Raw genomic sequence first — 18,821 nt, forward strand, 5'->3', positions numbered from 1 at the left:
AAGCCGTAGCCCGGATGGACGGCGTCGGCTCCCGACCTCAGGGCGGCGTCGACCAGGGCGTCGACGCGCAGGTACGACTCCGCCGGCGAGGCCCCGCCGAGCGGCACCGCCTCGTCCGCCGCCCGCACATGGGGGGCGCGGCGGTCGGGATCGGAGAACACCGCCACCGTGGCCAGCCCCATCTGCCGGGCGGTGCGGAAGATGCGCACGGCTATCTCGCCGCGGTTGGCCACGAGGAGCTTGTGCAGCTCGGTCACTCCGGAACGGACCTCACATGCGGAACACGCCGAAGCCGCGCGTCCCCGCGATCACGTTGGAGTGGCAGGCCGACAGGGCCATGCCCAGCGCGGCCCGGGTGTCGCGCGGGTCGAGCACCCCGTCGTCGTACACCCGCCCGGTCATGAACAGGGCGTCGGACTCCGCCTCGATGCGCGCCTCGAGCTCGGCGCGGGACCGGGCGTCGGCCTCCTCGTCGAACGGCCTCCCGGCGGCCTCGGCCGCCTGGCGGGCCACGATCGACATCACCCCGGCCAGCTGCTCCGGACCCATGATGGCGGTCTTGGCACTGGGCCAGGAGAACAGGAAGCGGGGGTGGTAGGACCGCCCCGACATGCCGTAGTTGCCCGCGCCGTAGGACGCGCCCATGATCAGGGTCAGGTGGGGCACGGAGCTGTTCGACACGGCGTTGATCATCTTGGCGCCGTCCTTGACGATGCCCCGCTGCTCGTAGTGGCGACCGACCATGTAGCCGGTGGTGTTCTGCAGGAAGAGGATCGGGGTGTCGGTCTGGTTGCAGAGGAGGATGAACTCGGTGGCCTTCTGTGACTCCTCGTTGAACAGCACGCCCCGGGCGTTGGCCACGATCCCCACCAGCCAGCCGTGCAGGTACGCCCACCCGGTCACGAGCGAGGGGCCGTAAGCCGGCTTGTACTCCTCGAACAGCCCGCCGTCGACCACCCGCGCCAGCACCTCGCGGGGGTCGAAGGGAACGCGCAGGTCGGCGCTCACCACCCCCAGCAGCTCCTCCGGGTCGTAGGCGGGGTCAAGGGGCGCCTGCGCCGGCCGGGAGCCGAGCTTGCGCCAGTTGAGGTGGGCCACGATCTCCCGGCCGATGCGGATGGCCTCCTGTTCGTCGGCGGCCAGGTAGTCGGACAGGCCGGACACGCGCGAATGCATCTCGGCCCCACCCAGCTCCTCGTCGTCGGAGTCCTCCCCCGTGGCCATCTTCACCAGCGGGGGACCGCCGAGGAACACCTTGGCCCGCTCCTTGACCATCACGGCGTAGTCGCACATCCCCGGTACGTAGGCCCCGCCCGCTGTCGAGTTGCCGAACACGAGGGCAATGGTCGGGATGCCGGCCGCCGACAGCGCCGTCAGGTCGTGGAACAGCTGGCCGGCGGGGATGAACAGGTCGGCCTGGTTTCGCAGGTCCCCTCCCCCCGACTCCACCAGGTTGATGTGGGGCAGGCGGTTCTCCCGCGAGATCTCGAGGGACCGCAGCACCTTGCGCCACGTGTAGGGGTTCGAGACCCCGCCCTTCACCGTCGGGTCGTGGGCGGTGACGATGCACTCCACACCCGACACGACGCCGAGGCCGGTGACGATGCTCCCGCCGACGTCGTACTCGGTCCCCCACGCCGCCAGCGTCGACAACTCGAGGAAAGGGGAGTCGGCGTCGAGCAGCAGCTCGACGCGCTCCCGCGCCATCAGCTTCCCCCGGCCGCGGTGCCGCTCGACGTAGCGCGGCCCCCCGCCGCCGTTGGCCTGGGCCTGCAGCCCGGCCACCAGCGCCAGGCGCTCGAGCATGGCGGCCCGGTTGGCCTGGTAGGCCTCGGACCGGGTGTCTACGCCCGATCGCAGCGCCCTCACTCCCCGGCCACCTCCACCACGACCTCGTGGGCGATGTCCGCCGAGGAGCGGCCGACGGCCAGGAGGTAACGGCCGGGGTCGACCCTCCATCCCGCCCCGGCGTCGGCCAGCCACGGTTGACCCGGGTCCCAGCGGGCCCACGCCCGCCCGTCCAGCTCGAGGCTGGCGGTCACGGTCTGGCCGGGGTCCACCCACACCTTCCGGAAGGCCTTGAGCTCCTGGGGCGGCCGGAACGCCCGGGCGTCGAGGGGGCGGACGTAGAGCTGGACCACCTCGGCCCCCCGGCGGTCCCCCGTGTTGGTGACGGGAACGTCGACGATGAGGGTGTGGCCGGCGTCGGCCGTCGGGGAGGACAGCCGGGGCGCGCCGATGCTGAACGTCGAGTACGACAGGCCGTGGCCGAAGGGGTGGGCCACGGGGAGATCCCGGGCCTCGTACCAGCGGTAGCCGACGAGGACGCCCTCTCCGTACCGGACCTCCCCGTTCTCGCCGGGGAAGTTGCCGTAGGACGGGTTGTGCTCCAGGCGCAGGGGCAGGGTGAAGGGGAGGCGGCCGGCGGGGTCGCTCTTGCCCACGAGGACGTCGGCCAGGGCCCCGTCGAGCTCCTGGCCGCCGAACCAGCACCAGAGCACGGCCCGGACCCGGTCGGCCCACGGGAGGGCCACGGGGGCACCGGCGTTGACCACGACGACGGTGTTGGGATTGGCGGCGGCCACCCGCTCGACGAGCTCGTCCTGGCGGCCGGGGAGATCGAGGGAGGTGCGGTCCTGGCCCTCGGTCTCCCAGTCGTCGTCGTTGCCGACGACCACCACCGCCACGTCGGCGGCGGCCGCCACCGCCTCGGCCCGCTCCATCAGGTCCGCGGGGAGCGGGCGGGCGCAACCGATCGTCCAGGCGTGCACCGCCGGCGCCCCCTCGGCCGAGTACTCGACGACGATCTCCACCTCGGTCCCCGCCGCCAGGTCGACGGCGGCGTCGACCTCCTGGGACCCGAGGCCGAAGAAGGCGTCCCCGCGGGGCGGCGGGTCGGCGAAGCCGTCGATCACCACCCGGCCGCCGACGGTGAGCCGGGCCCGCCCTGCCTGGAGCAGGGAGAAGCGGTGGGGCCCCCCGTGCTCGGGCCGGTACCGGGCGATGGCCCGCAGGGAGAACCCCTCGTCGGGCACCCCGGCCGCGGGCGAGCCGATGGAGAAGAACTTGGTCTCCCCCGCCACCTCCCGGTGGACGGCGGGGCCGGTCAGGTCGGGGCCGGCGAACACCTCCAGCTCCATCCCGGCGTCCCCGCCCGGGGTCCGGAGGACCTCGGCTTTGAGGGTGGGCACCCCGCGGTCGATGCCGCAGCCGGGCTCGTGGACCAGATGGACCCCGGTGCCCAGGGCGGCGCCGAGCGACTCGAGGAGGTTGGCGCGGTGGTGGGGGCGCACCGCCGAGGAGCCCCCGCCCATGGCCCGGGGGCGCACGGCGTGCGGTCCGATCAGGGCCACCGACCCCGTCCCGGCCGGATCCAGGGGGAGGAGCCCGTCGTTGGCCAGCAGGACCGCGGCCCCGGTGGCGGCCTCCCGGGCCAGGGCCCGGTCGGCGGGATCGTCGATCGCCTCCTCGGGACCGTCCCCGGCGTCGTCCAGGGCGCCCAGGCGGTCGAAGACGCTGAGGAGTCGCCGGGCCGCCCCGTCGAGGTCTGCGGGGTCGACCCGCCCGGCGGCCACGGCGGCGGCCAGGGCGGGCCCGAACGCCCGGCCCGGACCGGGCATCTCGAGATCGAGGCCGGCCCGGGCCGACTCCTCGGTGTCCGCCGCGCCGTACCAGTCGGTGAGCACGAAGCCCTCGAAGCCCCATTCGTCCCGGAGGATCCCCTGCAGGAGGTCCCGCCGGCGGGTGTTGTAGCGCCCGTTGAGCCGGTTGTACGACGTCATGACCCCGAGGGCGCCGCCGTCACGGACCGCCATCTCGAACGGGAGGAGGTAGATCTCGCGGAGCGCCCGCTCGTCGACCACCGAGCTGATGGTGTGGCGCTCGAACTCGGCGTCGTTGGCCACGAGGTGCTTGACGGTCGTCGCCACGCCCTGGGACTGGGCGCCCCGGACGAACGCCGCCGCCAGCCGGCCGGACAGGTGGGGGTCCTCCGAGTAGCACTCGAAGTTCCGCCCCGCGAGCGGGGACCGGTGGATGTTGACCGTCGGGGCCAGCAGGACCCGCGCCGACTTCCGCCGCGCCTCCCGGCCGAGCAGCTCGCCGATCCGCCCGAGGAGGTCGGGGTCCCACGTGGCCCCCAGGGCCGAGCCGCAAGGGACGCACACCGACCGGGGCCCCGCCGATCCCATGGCCGTTCCCCGGGCCCCGTTGGGGCCGTCGGTGACGCGCACCGGGGGGATGCCGAGGCGGGGCACGCCGTTGGTCGACCACATGTCCCGGCCTGCGGTCAGCGACGCCTTCTCCTCCGGCGTCATCTCCGCCACGAGCTTGTCAATGTCGGCCATCGGGGTCCCGACGGTACCCTGGGGGGATGGGAGAAGCCTTCATCGTCGACGCCGTCCGCACCCCCGTGGGGAGGCGCGGCGGGGGTCTCTCCGCCCTCCATCCCGCCGACCTGGGCGCCCATAGCATCCGGGCCCTGGTCGAGCGCACGGGCATCGATCCCGCCGCCGTCGACGACGTCGTGTTCGGGTGCGTGGACACCATCGGGGGCCAGGCCGGGGACATCGCCCGGACGTGCGCCCTGGTGGCCGGGCTGCCCGAGACCGTGCCCGGCACCACCGTCGACCGGCAGTGCGGGTCGGCACAGCAGGCCATCCACTTCGCCGCCCAGGGGGTCATGTCGGGGACCCAGGATGTCGTGGTCGCCGGTGGGGTCCAGCAGATGTCCCGGATCCCGATCTCGTCGGCCATGCTGGCCGGCACCGAGCTGGGCTTCGAGGACCCCTTCAGCGGCTCCCCGGGATGGGCCGCCCGCTACGGGGGTGAGGAGATCAGCCAGTTCCGGGCCGCCGACATGATCGCCGAGAAGTGGGCCGTCAGCCGGGAGGACATGGAGGAGTTCGCCGTCAGCTCCCACGAGCGGGCGTTGAAGGCCCAGGCCGAGGGACGCTTCGACAACGAGATCGTCCCGGTCGGTGAGGCCGGCCGCGACGAGGGCCCCCGGGAGCCGAACTGGGAGAAGATCCGCTCCCTGCCGACCCTGCGGGAGGGGGGGCGGATCACCGCCGCCGTCGCCTCCCAGATATCCGACGCCTCCGCCGCCATGCTGATCGTCAGCGAGGCCGCCCTCAAGGCGCACGGGCTGCGGCCCCGCGCCCGCATCCACCACGTGAGCGTGCGCGGCGACGATCCCGTCTACATGCTCACCGCCCCGATCCCGGCCACCCAGTACGCCCTCGAGCGCACCGGGATGAAGCTGTCGGACATCGACCTGGTCGAGATCAACGAGGCCTTCGCGTCCGTGGTCCTGGCGTGGCAGAAGGAGACCGGGGCCGACCTCGACCGGGTCAACGTGAACGGCGGCGCCATCTCCCTCGGTCATCCCCTCGGCGCCACCGGGGCCCGGCTCATGACCACCCTGCTCAACGAGCTGGAGCGGACGGGCGGGCGCTACGGGCTGCAGACCATGTGCGAGGGCGGCGGCCAGGCCAACGTCACGATCATCGAGAGGCTGGGCTGAGCCGGCGGCTGGCTCGCACCGTCCGCACCATCCGATCATGACCTCGACCCACTACGAGCTCTCCTACCTCGACGCCCTCGAGGCCGAGTCCATCGAGATCATCCGCGAGGTGGCCGCCGAGTTCGAGCGCCCCGTGTTGCTGTTCTCCGGGGGCAAGGACTCGGTCATCATGCTGCGCCTGGCCCAGAAGGCCTTCGCTCCCGCCCCGGTCCCCTTCCCGGTCATGCACGTCGACACCGGCCACAACTTCCCCGAGGTCCTCGAGTACCGGGACCGGATCGTGGCCGAATGGGGGGTGCGCCTGGTGGTGGCCTCGGTCCAGGAGTCGATCGACGCCGGCCGGGTACGCGAGGAGCACCCCCTGGCCTCGCGCAACCGCCTGCAGACGACCTCCCTTCTCGACGCCATCACCAGCCACGGCTTCGACGCCGTGTTCGGGGGGGCGCGCCGGGACGAGGAGAAGGCCCGGGCCAAGGAGCGGGTGTTCTCCTTCCGCGACGAGTTCGGCCAGTGGGACCCCAAGAACCAGCGCCCCGAGCTGTGGCACCTCTACAACGGGCGCCACACCAAGGGGGAGCACATCCGGGTCTTCCCGCTGTCCAACTGGACCGAGCTCGACGTCTGGTCCTACCTGGCGACCGAGGACATGCCCCTGCCGTCGATCTACTTCGCCCACCGGCGCGAGGTGGTGCGCCGGGACGGGATGCTGATGGCGGTCAACGAGTTCTTCCCGGCGGCGGACGGGGAGGAGATCACCGAGATGTCGGTGCGCTACCGCACCGTGGGGGACGCCACCTGCACGGCGGCGGTCGAGTCGACCGCCACCACCTACCAGGCCGTGATCGCCGAGGTGGCCACCACCCGGATCACCGAGCGGGGCGCCACCCGTGCCGACGACCGCTTCTCGGAGGCCGCCATGGAGGACCGCAAGAAGGAGGGCTACTTCTAGATGAGCGAGCTCCTCCGCTTCGCCACCGCCGGCTCGGTCGACGACGGCAAGTCCACCCTCATCGGGCGCCTCCTCTATGACTCGAAGTCGATCTTCGAGGACCAGCTCGAGGCGGTGGAGCGCACCAGCCGGGCCCGGGGCGACGAGTACACCGACCTGGCCCTTCTCACCGACGGCCTGCGGGCCGAGCGGGAGGCCGGCATCACCATCGACGTGGCCTACCGGTACTTCTCCACGCCCCGGCGCAAGTTCATCATCGCCGACACCCCCGGCCACATCCAGTACACCCGCAACATGGTCACGGGCGCCTCGACCGCCGACCTGGCCCTCATCCTGGTCGACGCCCGCAAGGGCATCGTCGAGCAGTCCCGCCGGCACGCCTTTCTGGCCTCGCTGCTGCGGGTGCCCCATCTGGTCCTGTGCGTGAACAAGATGGACCTGGTCGACTACGACCAGTCGGTCTACGAGTCGATCCGGGCCGAGTTCAGCGCCTTCGCCGCCAAGCTGGACATCTCCGATCTCACCTTCATCCCGCTGTCCGCCCTCCACGGGGACAACGTGGTGCACCGCTCGGCCAGCATGGGCTGGTACGAGGGGTCCTCGCTCCTGCATCACCTGGAGGAGGTGCACATCGCGTCGGACCGCAACCTCATCGACCCACGCTTCCCGGTGCAGTACGTGATCCGGCCCCAGAACGGCCAGGGGGACTACCGGGGCTACGCCGGCACCGTGGCCGGGGGCAGCTTCCGGGTGGGTGACGAGGTGGCGGTCCTGCCCTCCGGGTTCTCCTCGACCGTGGCCGCCATCGACACCATGGCGGGCTCGGTGGAGGAGGCCTTCCCGCCGATGGCGGTGACGATGCGGCTGTCCACCGAGCTCGACATCTCCCGCGGGGACATGATCTGCCGGCCCCACAACCAGCCGACCGCCTCCCAGGACCTGACCGCCATGATCGCCTGGCTGGACGACCGCTCCCAGCTGCAGCCGGGGAGCAAGTACTTCATCAAGCACACCACCCGCAGCGCCCGGGCCCTGGTCAAGAGCCTCCACTACCGGCTGGACGTCAACACCCTGCACCGCCACGAGGACGCCCCCGAGCTGTCCCTCAACGAGATCGGGCGGGTGAGCCTGCGCACCACCCAGCCGCTGTTCTTCGACGAGTACCGCCGCAACCGCGCCACCGGGAGCTTCATCCTCGTCGACGAGCACACCAGCGCCACGGTGGCGGGCGGGATGATCATCGGAGAGGCTTGAGCTCCAACGTCACCTGGCACCACGGCCACCTCGACCGGTCCCAGCGCTGGGCCGCCCTCGGGGCGCCGGGCGTCACGGTGTGGTTCACGGGTCTGTCGGGATCGGGGAAGTCGACGATCGCCACCGCCGTCGAGGCCGCCCTCGTCCGCGCCGGCCGGCCCGCGTATCTGCTCGATGGGGACAACCTCCGCCACGGCCTGACCGCCGACCTCGGGTTCTCCGACTCGGACCGGGAGGCCAACGTGGCGCGGGTGGCGCAGGTGGCCCGGCTCTTCGCCGACGCCGGCGTGGTGGCGCTGGTCTCGCTGATCAGCCCGTTCCGGGCCGGGCGGGAGGCGGCCCGCCACCTGCACGAGGAGGCGGGGCTCCCGTTCCTCGAGGTCTGGGTCAACACCCCGCTCGCGGTCTGCGAGGAGCGGGACCCGAAGGGCCTGTACGAGCGGGCCCGGTCGGGCCAGATCGAGGGCTTCACCGGTGTGTCGAGCCCGTACGAGGAGCCGGACCGACCGGACCTCGAGATCGCCGGCGCCGCGGCGTCCGTCGACGAGGCGGCGGCCGCGGTCATCGGCCTGCTGGGAGCGTAGGCTCGCCGTCCATGACCGAGGTCCAGGACAGCTATCGCCGCATCGCCAGTGGATTCGACGCCGTGGTCGGCACCGTCACTCCCGCCAAGTGGGACGCCGTGTCCCCGTGCGAGGGGTGGAAGGCGCGCGACCCCGTGGCCCACGTCGTCGAAGGCCATCGCGGCGTCGTCGCCGGGGTGCGGGGAGGGGAGTCCAAGCCGCTCGGAGCGGACGAGGATGCCGCCCGGGCGTGGAAGGAGGCCTCCGGAGCCATCGCCGAGATCACCGGAGATCAGGAGGCCCTCGCCAAGGAGATCGACGGGCCGGTCGGGAAGATGCCGGCCGGTGAGATCATCGGCCGCTTCGTGAACATGGATCTGCTCGTGCACACCTGGGACCTGGCCCGGGCGGTCGGCGCCGACGAGACCCTCGACGAGGAGTCGGTGCGCCGGGCCCACGAGGCGCTCAAGCCGATGGACGCCATGATCCGCCAGCCCAACGTGTTCGGGCCCCGGTTGGACCCGCCGGCGGGGGCGGACGCCCAGACCGAGTTCCTGTACTTCCTGGGCCGGCGGGCGTAGGGGTCGGACCGGCCGTTCGGCGCCACCGCGCTCCGGCGCGCCTGCGTCACGGCTTGCCGGCCAGCACCTCCGACGGTGAAGGCAGTCGCGGGCGCGACCCGTCGACCAGCACGGGTGAGCCCGGCTCGGGACCTATCTGACCGGGGGTCGGATCGGAGCCCCGATCCTCGGCATGGAGAAACGCCGCCGCCACCGCCTCGGGCCGGTCGACCTGGAGGTAGTGGTTGGCTCCGGGAACGAGATAGAAGCGGTTCCGGCCCGGCTTGAGCATCAGGAACTCGCTCCACACGTGAGCAGCGACGCGCGGTGGGGAAACGGTGTCCAGCAGGCCCCAGATGACCGTGGTCGGGATGTCCCTGCCCGCCAGCAGCTCGAGCCACTCGCGTTCGTGCTCCGCCCGCTCCCGGAGGTACTGGATGGTCTCGTGGAGGACCCTGATTCCGTCGGCGTGGGTAAACGTGGCGGTGAGGGCCTCGACGTCGGGGTGGTCCGGTGGCCGCGGCGGGGAGAAGGTCGTCGACCCCATTCCCGCCGCCAGCAGCGCGGGCGTCAGCCGCTCCAGCATCGCCGGCGCCGTCGTCGCGTCGAGCACCACCCGTTGGAAGTCGGTGAGGTTGGACAGCGGCAGGAAGAGGTTTGCGTTGGTCAGAACCAGGTGCTCGACCGCCGGGGCGGTGGCGCCATCGGGGCCGCCGGCCGACGTCGCCAGGGCGTAGTTGAGGGCCACGCTCGACCCGCGGTCGTGGGCCATCACCACCACGGGCCCGGCGCCGAGGATCTCCCGGACGTAGAAGGCCAGGAGCTCGGCGTCCCGGGCAATCCCGTATCCCCAGCCGAGCGGCTTGTCGGAGAAGCCGTAGCCCGGGAAGTCGAGGGTGCAGACCCGGTACCGGTCGGCCAGGAGCTCGACGACCTCGTACCAGTCGATGCTGCAGGTCGGAAAGCCGTGGACGAGCAGCAGCACCGGGGCGTCGGGCCCGCCTGACTCGACGTGGAAGACGCCGACCTCCTCCGCCGCCCCGTCACCGGGCGCCCAGCGGAAGTAGCCGCCTCTCTCCTTCCAGCGGGCGGCCCGCTCGTCACCGCTCATCCGCGTCGGCGCAGCTCGAACTTGAGCACCTTTCCGGCCGCGTTGACCGGCAGGGAGTCGACGACGTGCACCCGGCGCGGGACCTTGTAGTTGGCCATCTCCCCCTTGGCCCAGTCGACGATCTCCTCACCGGCCACCGTCACGCCGTGCACCGGGACGACGAAGGCCACCCCCACCTCCCCCATCCGCTCGTCGGGCACGCCGACCACGGCCACCTGGGCCACCCCGGGATGCCGGAGCAGGAGGTTCTCGATCTCGGCCGGGTAGGCGTTGAAGCCCCCGACGATGAACATGTCCTTCTTCCGGTCCGTGACCCGGATGTTGCCGCCCGGATCCATCGTCCCGACATCCCCCGTGTGCAGCCACCCGTCGGCGTCGATGGCCTCGGCCGTCGCCTCGGGGTCCTCGAAGTAACCCGACATGACGTTGTAGCCCCGGCACACGATCTCCCCCCGCTGGCCGCGCTCGGCCTCCTTGCCGTCGTCGTCGACGATCCGGACCTCGACGCCCGGGATGGCCCGTCCCGACGTGGTGGCGATGGTGTCGATGTCGTCCCCCTGGCGGCACGAGGTAACGAAGCCCGACGCCTCGGTGAGGCCGTAAGCCGTGATGACGCTCTCGAAGCCCAGCTCGTCGAGCATGCGCCGGACCAGCTCGGTGGGTATGACCGCGGCCCCGGTGACGGCCAGGCGCAGGCTCGAGAGGTCGGCGGCGTCGCGCTTCGGGCGGTTCAGCAGCGACTGGTAGAGGGTGGGTGGCCCCGGCAGCATCGAGATCCGTTCGGTGGCGACCGCCTCGAACACGCCGTCGACGTCGAAGACCGCCATCGGGACCATGGTGACCCCACTCATCAGCGCGACCAGCACCCCGGCCTTGTAGCCGAAGGAGTGGGACATCGGGTTGACGATGAGGTAGCGGTCACCGGGGCGCAGCCCCACGATGTCGCGATACTCGCGGAATACGCGCAGCGTCGTCCCGTGCCGGGCCATCACCCCCTTGGGGGCCCCGGTCGTGCCCGACGTGAACATGAGGTCGCAGAGGTCGTCCGGCCCCACCTTCGCCGCCCGCTCGTCCACGACCGCGGGGGGAACGCCCTCGCCCGCGCCCAGCAGGGCATCCCACGTCTGCCATCCCTCCGGCGCCACCGCCCCGAGCACCACCCGGCGCTCGAGGTCGGCCAGGTCGTAGCCGGCCAGCAGGGCGGGAAAGTCCACGCCGAGGAACTCCCCGGCGGCCACCAGCACCCGGGTGCGGCTGCGGCCGAGGATGTAGGCCGCCTCGGCGCCCTTGTACCGCGTGCTGAGCGGGACCAGCACGGCTCCCACCGACTCCAGACCCAGCACCGCCTCCACCCAGGCCGCCCCGTTGGGGGCCCACAGCGCCACCCGGTCCCCCGGCTCGACACCGGCGGCCACGAACCCCCGGGCGGCCCGCTCCACCCGCGCCCCCAGCTCGGCGTAGGTCAGGCGCAGGTCCCCGTCGATGACCGCTTCGCTCTCCGGGAAGCGCTCCACCGCCCACCGGACGAGCCGGGGGATGGTGTCCCACTCGAGCGGCGCACCCACGGCGCCGGCGCCCACTGTCGGCCGGCCCGACTACTGCGCGCCGTAAACCGGGGCCGGCGGTGGCGCCTTGTCCAGCAGCTCCTTGATGACCGGCCCCAGCTCGTCGGGCTCCCACCGCCGGCCCTTGTCCGCCTCGGGCCCGTGCTGCCAGCCATCGGCCAATGACACCTTCCCGGCCTCGGCCTCGAACACCCGGCCGGTGACCCCCGCCGACTCGGCCGACGCCAGCCACGCCACCAGCGGGGAGACGTTCTCCGGCGCCATGGCGTCGAACGCCCCCGGATCGTCGGGACGGGACATGGTCTCGGCGAACACCGCCTCGGTCATGCGCGTCCGCGCCGACGGGGCGATGGCGTTGGCCGTGACCCCGTACCGGGCCAGCTCGGCGGACTGCACGAGGGTGAGCCCGGCGATGGCGGCCTTGGCCGCCGAGTACACCGACTGGCCGACCGAGCCCATCAGCCCCGCCCCCGACGTGGTGTTGATGATGCGGGCGTCGGGCCGCTGTCCCGCCTTGGCCTGGTCCCGCCACAACGCCGCCGCCCACCGCCCGACCACGAAGTGGCCCTTCACGTGCACGCGCATCACCGCGTCGAACTCCTCCTCGACGGCATTGGCGAACATGCGGTCGCGGAGAAACCCGGCGTTGTTCACCACCACGTCGAGGCGCCCGAACGTCTCCATGGCCGTGTTGACCAGGCGCTGGGCGCCCTCCCAGTCCGCCACGTCGTCCCCGTTGACGACGGCCTCCCCGCCCGCGGATCGGATCTCCCCGACCACGTCGGCCGCCGGCCCCCTCGAGCCGCCGGTGCCGTCGAGCTCGGCCCCGATGTCGTTTACCACGACCTTGGCGCCCTGGCGCGCCAACTCGAGGGCGTGGGCCCGGCCCAGGCCCCGGCCCGCGCCAGTCACGATCGCCACTCGCCCCGCGCACAGTCCGCTCATGCCGGCCATCATCACACGCCGAGGCTGAGGCCCACCCGCCGGCGGTGAGCGGCGGAGTCCCCCCAGGCCCGGGCCAGCGCCCACGCCCGCTTCATGTACAGGTGCAGGTCGTACTCGGTGGTGTAGCCGATGGCGCCGTGGCACTGCAGGGCCACCCGCGCCGTCACCAGGGCGGCGTCGGAGGCCATGGCCTTGGCCATCGACACGTCCCGCTCGGCGTCGGCGGCGCCGGTGGCCAGCGACCACGCCGCCCGGTGGACGACGGGCCGGGCAAACTCCTGGACCATGGCGGCGTTCGCCAGGTGGTGCTTCACCGCCTGGAACGAGCCGATCTTGGCGCCGAACTGCTCCCGCTGGCCGGCGTAGTGGACGGCCATCTCGAGCATCCGCTCGGCCAGCCCGACGAGCTGGGCGGCGGTGGCGAGCACGCCGCGCTCGCGGGCCCGGGCCACCGCCACCGCCGGCACGTCCAGAACCGTGGCCGGCCCCGGCTCCCAGTCCACTCGGCAGGCCCGCCGGCTGCCGTCGACGGTCTCGACCCGCTCCAGCCCGACCTCGGCCGGCGCCACCAGGTGCAGGCGACCATCCGCCCCGCCGAGCAGGAGGTGGTCGGCATCGGCCGCCCACGGCACCAGAGAAGGCCCCGGCCCGGTCGAGGTGCCGAGGTCGCTGGCCACCACCGCTCCCGACCCCGAGAACCGCGACCCGAGCAGCGGCGCCGCCACGGCGGCCGTCTCCACGATCGGATCGGGCAGGCCGGCCCGGCCCGCCTCCTGAAACACGAGCACCACCGAGCGCTCGTCCAGTCCGAGGCCACCCTCGTCCTCGGCGACCAGGGCGTCGAGGACCCCCATGCCCGCCAGCGCCTCCCACGCCGAGCGGTCGGTGCCGCCCGGTGCCGCGTCCCAGGCGGAGCGGACGAGGGCCGGGGTGCAGCGCTCGTCGAGGACGGCGCCCACACCGTTCCGGAACGACTGGTCGAGCTCGCTGAAGCGGAAGTCCATGGTGTCGGAAGCGGGCGACGAGACCGGGCGTCAGCTGCGGGGCAGGCCGAGCACCCGCTCGGCGGTGATGTTGCGCTGGATCTCGTTGGTGCCGGCGTAGATCGGTCCCGACAGCGAGAACTGCCAGCCCTTCGACCACGGCCCCTCCACCTCGGCCTCCGGGCCGAGGAGCTGCAGGGCCAGGTCGTGCAGCTCCACGTCGAGCTCGGACCACCACAGCTTGACGAGCGACGTGGCCGCGCCCGCCGGCCGGCCGGCCAGCGTGTCACTCACCACCGCCAGGGTCTGCACCCGGTAGGCCTCGGCGCGCATCCAGGCGTCGACCAGCCGGTCGCGCAGGTGCGGCGCCCGCGTCGGGCCGTCGACGTTCCGCCACAGCGCGAGGAGGCGGTCGGCGGTGGCCATGAACCGTCCCGGGGACCGGAGGGTCAGGCCCCGCTCGGACGAGGTCGTGGCCATCGCCACGTTCCAGCCCCGCCCCACCTCGCCGAGGACCGTCGGCCCCAGGGGCCCGGCGTCGGGGAGAAAGACGCCGTCGAAGAACACCTCGGCAAAGCCGGTGTCACCGTCCAACCGCCCGAACCCCCGAACGGTGATGCCCTCCAGGTCCAGGGGCACCAGGAGGTAGGTGAGGCCGCGGTGGCGCTCCTGCCCGGGGTCGGAGCGGAACAGGCCGAACAGGTGGGTGCAGAACGCCCCCCGGGTCGTCCACGTCTTCTGCCCGTCGAGAACCCAACCACCGTCGACCGGGCGCGCCGTCGACCGCAGGCTGGCCAGATCCGATCCGGACCCCGGCTCCGACCACCCCTGGCACCACAGGTCCTGCGCCGCCGCCATGCGCGGCAGGATGTGGTCGCGCTGCTCGTCGGTTCCGACCTCGAACACCGTCGGAGCCAGGAGGAAGATCCCGTTCTGGGTGATCCGCTGGGGCGCCCCCGCCCGGTAGTACTCCTCCTCGAAGATCAGCCACTCCCACAGCGACGCCGCCCGGCCGCCGTACTCCTCGGGCCACGAGACCACCGCCCACCGGGCCTCGAACAACATCTCCTCCCACACCATCTGCTGGGAGAAGCCCTCCGCCGTGTCCCCGGACGCCGGCGCGCCTCCGCACTGCTCGCGCCAGCGCGCCAGGTGCTCCTCCAGCCAGGCCCGGGCCTCGGCCCGGAACGCCTCCTCGTCGTCGCTCCAGGTCAGATCCACTCGTGCGTCCCGTGGCGGCCGGTCAGACCGACAACAGCACCGACGACCCGTGCCCGAACAGGCCCTGGTTCACGGTGACACCCACCCGGGCGCCTTCGACCTGCCGCTCGCCGGCCTGGCCGCGCAGCTGCCACGTCACCTCGCACACCTGGGCCAGGGCCTGGGCGGGCACGGCCTCGCCGAAGCAGGCCAGCCCCCCGGAGGGGTTCACCGGGATGCGCCCGCCGAGGGTCGTCTCCCCGGCGCGCAGCAGCTTCTCGGCCTCTCCCTCCGAGCAGATCCCGATGTCCTCGTACCAGTCGAGCTCGAGCGCGGTGGACAGGTCGTAGACCTCGGCCAGGCTCAGGTCCTCGGGGCCGATGCCCGCCTCCTCGTACGCCGCCTTGGTGATCGACGGCCGGAAGCCGACGGCCGGAGGCTCGACCACCGCCGCCGAGTCGGTGGCGATGTCCGGCAGGTCCGGCGTCACGTTCGGGTAGCGGGGCGTGACCGTCGACACGCCGCGTACGCGCACGGGACTGCTCACCCCCCGGCTCCGGGCAAAGTCCATCGACGTCAGCACCACCGCCGCCGCCCCGTCCGAGGTGGCGCAGATGTCGAGCAGGCGGAGCGGGTCGGCCACCACCGGGGACGCCTCCACCTCCTCGGCGGTCACCTCCTTGCGGTACCGGGCGTAGGGATTGGCGAAGCCGTGACGCGAGTTCTTGACCTTCACCGCCGCGAAGTCCTCCGGCGTGGCGCCGTACAGGTCCATGCGCCGGCGGGCGTACAGCCCGAAGTAGGTCGGGTTGGTGGCGCCGATCAGCCGGAAGCGGAGCCAGTCGGCGTCGTCCCAGCGGTCCCCGGCGTTGGGGGCCAGGAACCCCTTCGGGGTGGTGTCGGCCCCGATCACCAGGGCCACGTCACACAGGCCGGCCAGGATCCGGGTGCGCGCTGTCTCCAGCGAGCTGGCACCCGACGCGCACGCCGCGTAGCTCGTGGACACCCGGGCACCGGTCCAGCCCAGGGCCCGGGCAAACGTCGATCCCGCCACGTAGCCCACGTAGCCGTTGCGGACCGTCTCCCCGCCCGCCACCAGCTGGACGTCGGGCCAGCTGATCCCGGCGTCGGCGAGCGCCTCACGCGCCGCCACCATCCCGTACTCGACGAAGGGCCGGCCCCACTTGCCCCACGCGTGCATGCCGACCCCGAGGACAGCCACGTCGTGGTCGCTCATCGCCCGCTCCCCTCGACTCCGTTCGGCGGGGCTCCTCCCGCCACGGGCCGCCACCTCCACACCAGGTGGTCGCTGCCGTCGACCTGGTACAGCGTCTCGAGCACCAGCTCGACGGGCTGGCCGACCCGGAGGTCGGCCGTGGTCAACCCCTCGGCCGCCTGGCCCAGCACGACGATGTGCTCCTCCTCCAGCTCCGCCGCCACGATGGCGAAGGGCTCGTAGGGCTCGGTCGTCACCACGTACGGAGGCGGCGGTTGATAGCGGGCGTCGGTGTAGCTCCACACCCGAGCCCGGCGCGAGAGCGGAACGGTCTCCAGGTCCTCGCCGTCGCAGGCGGGGTTCGGGCACCACGACACGGTCGGGGGGAAGGCGTAGGTCCCGCACCTGGGGCAGTGACGGCCCAGCAGGTGGGGCTGGTCCTCCACCGTGAACCAGCCCTCGATGGCGGGTACGGGGGTGGTGCTCAACTCGGGACCTCCTTCTCCCTCAGGCCGGCGGGGTCGATGACCTCCCGGATCAGGCGCAGCTCGTCGGGCGTCGGCAGCCGGCTGTCGGGGACATCGTCGGGAACCACCAGCTCGAACCCGGTGGCGGCCACCACCTCGTCTACCGCCACGCCCGGGTGCACCGAGCGCAGGCGCATGCGGCGCTCCGGGGTCTCCCAGTCCATGACCGCCAGGTTGGTGACGACCCGGCGCAGGTCGATGAAGCGCAGGGCGGCCGGGCCCGCCTCCGCCGCCCGGTTCCAACCCACCCCGGTGACCACGTCGACCTTCTCGACGAACACGCGGGGGGAGTGGTTCGGCACCCAGTAGCTGGTGGCGTTGTTCACGGTGTTGCCCGGCGCCCCCCGGAACCCGAGCAGCTGGGCCTTGGGCCGCTGGTAGTCGTCCCCGATGGACGCGAAGTTCTGGTTCCCGGAGGCGTCGATCTGGCTGGCGCCCATGATCACGTGGCGCCGTCCCGACCACACCACGTCGAACATGGCCCGGTAGGGGTTGTAGGTCTCGACGACCTTGCCGCCGGGCCACTCGAAGGCCTCGTCGTTGGCGATCAGCACCGCCTCCCCGTCGGTCATCAAGAGGTCGGGGGAAAAGCTGGCCCGGGCCAGCCGTCCGCCGATCATCGGGATGGTTCCGATGGGGTTGGCGAGGGTCTCCCCGTCATCGCGGAAGCACTCGGCTATGGCGGTGACGCATACCTCGGCCCGGGTGACTCCGGAAGGGGCGGCGCTCACCGGGCCCGCACCCTGGCCTGGTAGTCCTCCTCGGGGAGGTCGATCCAGTCGGCCCGGAAGCCGGCCCACGCCTCCGCCGAGGCCGCCGACGCCGCGTACTCCTTCTGGAATGCCTCGTCGCGCTCGTGGTCGGGCCGGCACTCGGTGAAGTGGGCGCCGCCCGCCCGCTCGATCACTCCGTCGACCATCGACCGGTTGATCCGCAGGCGCAGCTCGGTCCCGGCCTCCTTGGCCAGATCGGCCGTGGGCACGACCTTCTCCGTGGACACGAACCGCCGGCCCGGCGCGGCGCGCAGGTAGAGGTCGTCGAAGTAGAGGTCGGCACCGAGGAAGGCGGCGTTGCCCCGGGCGTCGGCGCGGTCGAGGTGGCACAGGGCGGCGTCCAGGGTGAGGGCGGGGGCCGCCACCAGCTCCTCCCCGTCAGCGAAAGGGGACCGGACCGTCCCCAGGCGGGGGTTGAGCCGTGGCAGGTCGGAGCCCAACCCGACGCGGCTGGGCAGGAACGGCACCCGCCACGCCGCCGCCTGCAGACCGAGCAGGAACAGGCCCTCGTCCCACGGCTCGTCCTCGACCGCCCCCGACTGCCGGGCGGCGCGGAAGTGGGGATCGAGCGGGATGGTGTCGAGGGAGACGAAGGCGTACACGACCCGGCGCACCTTGCCGGCCGCGCAGAGGATCCCGACGTCGGGACCGCCGTAGGTGACGAGGGTCAGGTCCCGCAGCGACGAGCGGGCGACGGCCCGGACGAGGGACATGGGCTTGCGCCGGCTGCCCCATCCCCCGATGCCGATGGTCATCCCGTCGGCGAGCTCGGCCACCACGTCCTCCTCGGACAGGCGCTTGTCCGTGCTCACGACGGCCCTCCGGTCGCGGTGCTCAAGAGGCGCCTTCCCGTCCGGTGGCCGCCGCCCCCTTCTCGACGAAGGCGTCGCGCGCCTTGTCCCCCTCCCCGAGCAGGTTGAGCTCGAAGGTGAAGCCCTGCTCGAAGCGGTACGAGCGCTTCACGTCGACGGGGTCGATGCCGTTGAGCGACTCCTTGGCGGCGCGGACGACACCGGGGAGCTTGGTGGCGATGGCCTCCGCCACCTCGAAGGCCACCGGGCGCAGCTGGTCGCGGGGGACGACCTTCAGCACCGAGCCGTAGTGGTGCAGCTCGGCGGCGGTGGCAACGGTCGAGGTGTACACCATGGCCCGCATCTTGTGCTGGGGCACCAGCCGTGCCAGGTGGGTGGCCGCCCCCAGCGCGCCCCGGTCGACCTCGGGGAGCCCGAAGGTGGCGTCCTCGGACGCCACGATGATGTCGGCGTTGCCCACCAGGCCGATGCCGCCCCCGAGGCAGTAACCGTGCACGGCGGCGATCACGGGTACGGCGCATTCGTAGACGGCCGCGAACGCCGCGTAGCACCCCCGGTTGGCGCCGACCAGGGCCTCGAAGCCCTCGGTGTTCTGCATCTCCTTGATGTCCACGCCGGCGTTGAACCCCCGCCCCTCGGCCCGCAGCACGAGGGCGGTGGTGGAGCGGTCCTCCCCGAGCCGGCGCACCGTCTCGGCCAGCTCGAACCAGCCCGCCACGCTCAGGGCGTTGACCGGGGGGTTCTCCATGACCACCTCGGCGATGCCGCCGGGGTGCACGTTGGTCACGAGCGGGCTCACATCCCGCAACTTAGGCGGCCCTCTCCGCTGGCCGCCTTCC

The 18,821-nt window shown here is 72.6% G+C and carries 18 protein-coding genes; 5 read left to right on the forward strand and 13 right to left on the reverse strand.

The features are described from left to right. The 3 genes from VFW24_04410 to VFW24_04420 form a co-directional block, all read right to left on the reverse strand. Positions 1 to 257, reverse strand: a 257-nt coding sequence (locus VFW24_04410) for a biotin carboxylase N-terminal domain-containing protein (GenBank protein ID HEX5265991.1), incomplete at its 3' end; no start/stop codon positions are given. A 13-nt stretch (positions 258 to 270) separates the two neighbouring features. Next, entirely contained in the window at positions 271 to 1,869 is a 1,599-nt protein-coding gene (locus VFW24_04415) for a carboxyl transferase domain-containing protein (protein HEX5265992.1), read from the reverse strand. Further along, on the reverse strand, positions 1,866 to 4,346 hold the full coding sequence (locus VFW24_04420; protein ID HEX5265993.1) for a glycoside hydrolase family 3 C-terminal domain-containing protein: 2,481 nt from the start codon (positions 4,344 to 4,346) through the stop codon (positions 1,866 to 1,868). Before VFW24_04420 ends, VFW24_04415 begins: the two co-directional genes overlap by 4 nt. A 26-nt stretch (positions 4,347 to 4,372) precedes the next feature. Here VFW24_04420 and VFW24_04425 point away from each other — a divergent pair, with 26 nt between their 5' ends. The 5 genes from VFW24_04425 to VFW24_04445 are packed head-to-tail and all read left to right on the forward strand — an operon-like array spanning position 4,373 to position 8,871. Further along, on the forward strand, positions 4,373 to 5,524 hold the full coding sequence (locus VFW24_04425; protein HEX5265994.1) for an acetyl-CoA C-acetyltransferase: 1,152 nt from the start codon (positions 4,373 to 4,375) through the stop codon (positions 5,522 to 5,524). 37 nt (positions 5,525 to 5,561) lie between these two features. Continuing rightward, positions 5,562 to 6,473 (forward strand): sulfate adenylyltransferase subunit CysD, encoded by a 912-nt coding sequence (gene cysD, locus VFW24_04430; protein HEX5265995.1) that lies wholly within the window; start codon positions 5,562 to 5,564, stop codon positions 6,471 to 6,473. Further along, on the forward strand, positions 6,474 to 7,727 hold the full coding sequence (locus VFW24_04435) for a GTP-binding protein (protein ID HEX5265996.1): 1,254 nt from the start codon (positions 6,474 to 6,476) through the stop codon (positions 7,725 to 7,727). Further along, positions 7,724 to 8,311, forward strand: a complete 588-nt coding sequence (gene cysC, locus VFW24_04440) for an adenylyl-sulfate kinase (protein HEX5265997.1) — start codon at positions 7,724 to 7,726, stop codon at positions 8,309 to 8,311. Before VFW24_04435 ends, cysC begins: the two co-directional genes overlap by 4 nt. 11 nt (positions 8,312 to 8,322) lie before the next feature. Beyond that, entirely contained in the window at positions 8,323 to 8,871 is a 549-nt protein-coding gene (locus tag VFW24_04445; GenBank protein ID HEX5265998.1) for a TIGR03086 family metal-binding protein, read from the forward strand. Positions 8,872 to 8,917: 46 nt separating this feature from the next. Here the strand turns inward: VFW24_04445 and VFW24_04450 are convergent, their stop codons facing one another. From VFW24_04450 to VFW24_04495, 10 genes are read right to left on the reverse strand one after another with little or no spacing between them, the layout of a single operon-like run. After that, the gene (locus tag VFW24_04450; protein HEX5265999.1) at positions 8,918 to 9,961 is read right to left on the reverse strand and encodes an alpha/beta hydrolase; all 1,044 of its coding nucleotides are present in this window, start codon (positions 9,959 to 9,961) and stop codon (positions 8,918 to 8,920) included. Next, the gene (locus VFW24_04455; protein ID HEX5266000.1) at positions 9,958 to 11,526 is read right to left on the reverse strand and encodes a FadD3 family acyl-CoA ligase; all 1,569 of its coding nucleotides are present in this window, start codon (positions 11,524 to 11,526) and stop codon (positions 9,958 to 9,960) included. Before VFW24_04455 ends, VFW24_04450 begins: the two co-directional genes overlap by 4 nt. A gap of 30 nt (positions 11,527 to 11,556) precedes the next feature. Continuing rightward, positions 11,557 to 12,471, reverse strand: a complete 915-nt coding sequence (locus VFW24_04460) for an SDR family oxidoreductase (GenBank protein HEX5266001.1) — start codon at positions 12,469 to 12,471, stop codon at positions 11,557 to 11,559. Between the two features lie 11 nt (positions 12,472 to 12,482). After that, positions 12,483 to 13,475 (reverse strand): acyl-CoA dehydrogenase, encoded by a 993-nt coding sequence (locus VFW24_04465; GenBank protein HEX5266002.1) that lies wholly within the window; start codon positions 13,473 to 13,475, stop codon positions 12,483 to 12,485. 30 nt (positions 13,476 to 13,505) lie between these two features. After that, positions 13,506 to 14,675, reverse strand: a complete 1,170-nt coding sequence (locus tag VFW24_04470; GenBank protein ID HEX5266003.1) for an acyl-CoA dehydrogenase family protein — start codon at positions 14,673 to 14,675, stop codon at positions 13,506 to 13,508. Between the two features lie 22 nt (positions 14,676 to 14,697). Further along, a complete protein-coding gene (locus VFW24_04475) occupies positions 14,698 to 15,891 on the reverse strand; it encodes a lipid-transfer protein (protein ID HEX5266004.1) in 1,194 nt (397 codons plus the stop codon). Next, a complete protein-coding gene (locus VFW24_04480) occupies positions 15,888 to 16,358 on the reverse strand; it encodes an OB-fold domain-containing protein (GenBank protein ID HEX5266005.1) in 471 nt (156 codons plus the stop codon). Before VFW24_04480 ends, VFW24_04475 begins: the two co-directional genes overlap by 4 nt. Then, complete coding sequence (locus VFW24_04485) at positions 16,355 to 17,128, reverse strand: CoA-transferase (GenBank protein HEX5266006.1); 774 nt, start codon at positions 17,126 to 17,128, stop codon at positions 16,355 to 16,357. The genes VFW24_04480 and VFW24_04485 overlap by 4 nt, the downstream gene beginning before the upstream one ends. Further along, a complete protein-coding gene (locus VFW24_04490; GenBank protein ID HEX5266007.1) occupies positions 17,125 to 17,982 on the reverse strand; it encodes a CoA-transferase in 858 nt (285 codons plus the stop codon). Before VFW24_04490 ends, VFW24_04485 begins: the two co-directional genes overlap by 4 nt. A 22-nt stretch (positions 17,983 to 18,004) precedes the next feature. Further along, positions 18,005 to 18,781, reverse strand: coding sequence for an enoyl-CoA hydratase family protein (locus VFW24_04495; GenBank protein ID HEX5266008.1), 777 nt, complete (start codon positions 18,779 to 18,781; stop codon positions 18,005 to 18,007). Between the last annotated feature and the right edge of the window lie 40 nt (positions 18,782 to 18,821).

The organism is Acidimicrobiales bacterium, assembly GCA_036273495.1.
Classification (GTDB): domain Bacteria; phylum Actinomycetota; class Acidimicrobiia; order Acidimicrobiales; family JAJPHE01; genus DASSEU01.

Coding starts and splice junctions, on each gene's coding strand:
- VFW24_04420 (HEX5265993.1), bottom strand. CDS start 4,346: ATGGCCGACATTGACAAGCTCGTGGCGGAGATGACGCCGGAGGAGAAG.
- VFW24_04425 (HEX5265994.1), top strand. CDS start 4,373: ATGGGAGAAGCCTTCATCGTCGACGCCGTCCGCACCCCCGTGGGGAGG.
- cysD (HEX5265995.1), top strand. CDS start 5,562: ATGACCTCGACCCACTACGAGCTCTCCTACCTCGACGCCCTCGAGGCC.
- VFW24_04435 (HEX5265996.1), top strand. CDS start 6,474: ATGAGCGAGCTCCTCCGCTTCGCCACCGCCGGCTCGGTCGACGACGGC.
- VFW24_04445 (HEX5265998.1), top strand. CDS start 8,323: ATGACCGAGGTCCAGGACAGCTATCGCCGCATCGCCAGTGGATTCGAC.
- VFW24_04450 (HEX5265999.1), bottom strand. CDS start 9,961: ATGAGCGGTGACGAGCGGGCCGCCCGCTGGAAGGAGAGAGGCGGCTAC.
- VFW24_04460 (HEX5266001.1), bottom strand. CDS start 12,471: ATGAGCGGACTGTGCGCGGGGCGAGTGGCGATCGTGACTGGCGCGGGC.
- VFW24_04465 (HEX5266002.1), bottom strand. CDS start 13,475: ATGGACTTCCGCTTCAGCGAGCTCGACCAGTCGTTCCGGAACGGTGTG.
- VFW24_04475 (HEX5266004.1), bottom strand. CDS start 15,891: ATGAGCGACCACGACGTGGCTGTCCTCGGGGTCGGCATGCACGCGTGG.